The sequence below is a fragment of the Neorhizobium sp. S3-V5DH genome, assembly GCF_004343065.1.
Classification (GTDB): Bacteria; Pseudomonadota; Alphaproteobacteria; order Rhizobiales; family Rhizobiaceae; genus Neorhizobium; species Neorhizobium huautlense.
In genome coordinates, this window is record NZ_SMCL01000045.1 from 1 (window position 1) to 3,900 (window position 3,900).

The 3,900-nt window shown below is 58.1% G+C and carries 3 protein-coding genes; all 3 read left to right on the top strand.

All coding sequences use genetic code 11. The features are described 5' to 3' along the window. The first annotated feature begins 200 nt into the window (after nucleotides 1-200). The 3 genes from EDE09_RS27850 (at nucleotide 201) to EDE09_RS28410 (ending at nucleotide 3,725) form a co-directional block, all read left to right on the top strand. A complete protein-coding gene (locus tag EDE09_RS27850; RefSeq protein ID WP_016555300.1) occupies nucleotides 201-647 on the top strand; it encodes an excisionase in 447 nt (148 codons plus the stop codon). Next, complete coding sequence (locus EDE09_RS27855) at nucleotides 637-1,215, top strand: PIN domain-containing protein (protein WP_132413604.1); 579 nt, start codon at nucleotides 637-639, stop codon at nucleotides 1,213-1,215. The genes EDE09_RS27850 and EDE09_RS27855 overlap by 11 nt, the downstream gene beginning before the upstream one ends. A gap of 149 nt (nucleotides 1,216-1,364) precedes the next feature. Then, nucleotides 1,365-3,725 carry a hypothetical protein gene (locus EDE09_RS28410; RefSeq protein ID WP_165924285.1) on the top strand — a complete coding sequence of 787 codons (2,361 nt, stop codon included), beginning with the start codon at nucleotides 1,365-1,367 and terminating at the stop codon, nucleotides 3,723-3,725. Nucleotides 3,726-3,900 lie beyond the last annotated feature (175 nt).

Below are 3,900 nucleotides of genomic sequence, written 5' to 3' on the forward strand. Positions count from 1 at the left end.
GGGCTCAGACCGTGGATCCGCGAACGAAGGAGGCTCGTGATGCCACCAAGATGAACCATTGACAAAAAACCTGATGTGACGGGAATCGAACCAGCGTTCCGAAGAACCGCCCCCCATTACCACCATTGCAACCAACCGGCACTTTCAGTTATTGCAGTTAGAGGCCTTGTTCGCTATATTGACGGCTAAGGAGATATCTCATGGCCAGCCAGATTGTTCATTTCGCCAGACTGTCAGATCGCGACCGAAAAATAGCAACGCCCTTACCAAAGCTGGTTGCCGGCGACAGGCTGGAACTCCACGTTCGTGATGCAGGTGGCAAGGAGCGGACGCTCCCGATCCCGCCCTCGGCCGCCGCGGCTGTTGAAGCCCTTCTGGCGCACATGCTGCGCGGAGAGCGCGTTGCCGTGCTGGCCGAGGACCAAGAACTGAGCCCGAGCGAAATTTCAGCCATTCTCGGCATCTCTCGCCCGCTCGTCGTCTTGCGCATGGACCGGGGCGATCTGCCCTTCCGCTACGTCGGCAAACACCGCCGCGCCCTCCTTAAGGATGTGCTCGCGTTGAAATCAAAGCTCGACAAACGACAGACGGCGATGGAAGCGCTAGCCGAGGACACAGAGGACCTGATCGAGACCTATGGCCTCTAATCCGCTCGTCGCGGTCTACGATGCCTGCGTCCTCTACCCCTTCCACCTGCGCAACATTCTGATTCAGTGCGCCTTCGACGGTCTCGTCGAGGCACGCTGGACCGACGATATACATGATGAGTGGATGCGCAATCTCGCCGCTAACACACCAGGTTTGTCCATCGACCGTCTTGAAGCCACGCGCGACCGGATGAACGCCGTCCTCCCAGAGGCAGTCGTGGCGGACTATCGCCCGTTGATGCACGAGCTCACGTTACCGGATCCCGACGATCGGCATGTTCTGGCAGCCGCCATTTCAGCGAAGGCCTCCGTTATCGTCACCTGGAACCTGAAGGACTTTCCCGCGAGAAACCTTCTCGCCCATGGTGTGACCAGCAAGTCGCCAGATGATTTCCTTACCGATCTCCATGCGGCGTATCCTGATGCACTAATCTCCAGTGTCAGGAGTGCAAAGCATAATCTGCGCAAGACAATCCCATCCGTTGAGGCGTTCATCGACGCGCTTCATCAAGGCGGACTGGAGAAGTTTTCAGGGGTGCTTCGCCGGAACATAACCGGATTGAAGTGAGCTGGCGCAATCCTTGAAAAATTGACGAGAACGTCCGACGACTTCCTTGGGTCATCGAGTCGTCCTTATCAGCTTTACGGATTCTTAACCGTCTGCCCCTAATTCCGCACGCCCTCGGTCTGAGGCCCCGAGAAAATATGGAATGACACATGCCAAACGAAGACCTTTCCAGACGCCATTTCCAGAAAAAGATCTCGACCTACTGCGATGTCCGCATTGTCCCCGTCGCACCGGATTGGGTGGTGGACAACCTCCGCCCCTATCTTCTGGCGTTGATCACATTTCGAAAGACACCCACTCTCGCAAACAACCGCTATGACTGGCGGCAGATAGCGCACGATTGTGGGATCGATGAAGCGCTGACGACAACGTTGAAGAAACAACTGCGACCAGCGCTGGATGCGATCATGCGCTGGCTGAAGGAGCCGCCTGTGGAAGACGACGCTCCGAAAGGCAGAAGACTGCAAGCTGCGCCGATATCCGGTGCCACGGGAAAGTTTGCCCCCTCCCCGACAAGCCAGCATCACGAAGTCGAAGAGGTGGAGAGCTCGCCCTCACCTGGCCGCCCCGGCCCTAAGCCGAGACCAGTTTCTGACAAACCAGAACCATTGTTCGAGGCGAACGAAGACCCGAGTTCATTCGCCGATGCACTCGCGTATCAAATGCGCCGCTTTGGCGAGACTTACTGGCAACTGCACCGGGCGGTCATTCGCATAGACGAAACCTTTGATGCGAAGACCTTGCTGTCGTGGATTGAGGGCCAGCGTGTGCCTCGCTCGGTGGCCAGCTTTGATATCCTTTGCCGGATCGAGCGCAGATATGGCTTGGAGCGAGGCTACTTCAAAGCGAAACTGCCACACCAGTCCAGATCGCTATATGGCCACGATCTGGAAGACATCAGCCCGGCGGAGCGGCGCCGGCTTGCCTGGCATCTTCCCGACGACTTCGGCAGCCTGCCTTTTTCAAAGCGCGAAGAGATCCTGGAATGGGTCCGGCGCGTCATCATCTCGGGGTCGACGGATTACAGACGTTTCCAGGCGGCAGCGACGAAGCAGCGCTACGCGATCCGGTTCCCTGGAGTCACATATGGCGGGAGTGCACTCACGCCTCGACTGGCGGCTTCTAGCTGGCTGCGAGATGAGGACGAAAAAGGGCCTTCGACCGAGGCGCTCGAGGATCCAGATCTGCTCTCCGGTGTCGTCGATGCACCCCCTCGGCTTGCGATGGAAATGGCAGACCTCATCCGCTTCAAGACGTCGACACTGACCGAGATAGGCTACCGCAGGAATGGCGTCTGGAATGAGGAGACAGCCAGCCAGAAGATCGAACATCTCGGCCTGATGTTTGGGGCACTTGCGGCATCCCCGAACGGGGTTGTCAAAGGTCGAGGCGTGCCATTCAGCCAACTCACCTTCGGTCTCCTGATCTTCCCTGGCGTGTGGGACTGGTATTTGCAATGGCGGGAGCGCCGTCGCGGCTTCTTCACCAAATGGGAGGAAGACATGCTGATGGTGGCCATGGCCCTCACCCGCGCTGAAGTCGGCTGGATCCGCCAACATCCCGAACTGTTGCGCAACGTGAAGCCGATCGACGGACTGATTACGACAGACGAGATTGAGGCTGCTCGTCGAGATTGGCACGGTGCATGCGAGGACTTCCATCGCCATGCAGCCAATCGATCAAAAGAAATCCAGCGGGTGATGCGGGTCCACCGCGATCCGTTCGAGCCTATCATGTGCGTGCTGGAGGCAGATAGCCCGCTCGCTGAATATCGCAAGATCACGGAGGAGATCTTGAAGCGAATGCCCGATGAGCACCGCTTCCCGAGAGCAGCCGCTGAGGCCGTCCGTTCGTTCCTGATGCTAAGGCTTGGCTTACATCTCGGCCTCAGGCAGAAAAACCTTCGGCAATTGCTGGTCTGCCCGCGCGGACAATTCCCGACGGCAGAACGCCGGCTCGAAGACATGAAGCGCGGCGAACTACGTTGGAACGAACGGGAGCGTGGGTGGGAGGTCTTCATCCCGTCCAACGCGTTCAAGAACTCGGGTTCATCTTTTTTTGGGCAGAAGCCGTTTCGTCTGGTGCTGCCGGATCTTCTTGATCTCTACAACTATCTCAATGCCTATATCGAGCGGCATCGGAGGGTGCTGCTGGCGCGCGCGCCCGATCCGGGCACGCTTTTCGTCAAAACCGTCAAAACGACCAGCATCGATGCGGCATATAACCAGACAACATTTTACGAGGCTTGGCGGTTGGCGATTCAGCGCTACGGCATTTACAATCCGTATACCGGCCGCGGCGCGATTAAGGGTCTGCTACCGCATGGCCCCCACAATGTCCGAGACGTGCTCGCCACACACATCCTAAAGCAGACAGGATCCTATGAGCAGGCAAGTTATGCCATCCAGGACACGCCTGACGTCGTGCAGCAGCACTACGGGCGCTTTCTGCCGCAGGACAAAGCAGCATTGGCGGCGCGGATCCTTAATCAGGTATGGGAGGCGGCGTAGTGTGGCGGATGCGTCGCTGAGCGCATTGCAGGCATGTGCGCAAAATGTCCACGTTCGTCTAGGGCACTGCCTGTCGTCTCCGCCTTGAGATCCCATCAGGGGTGAGTAGCGGCCTACACCGTGGCAGAGTGAGGTCGCTAGAAAACTCTCTGGAGGCCAACCATGCCGATGACAG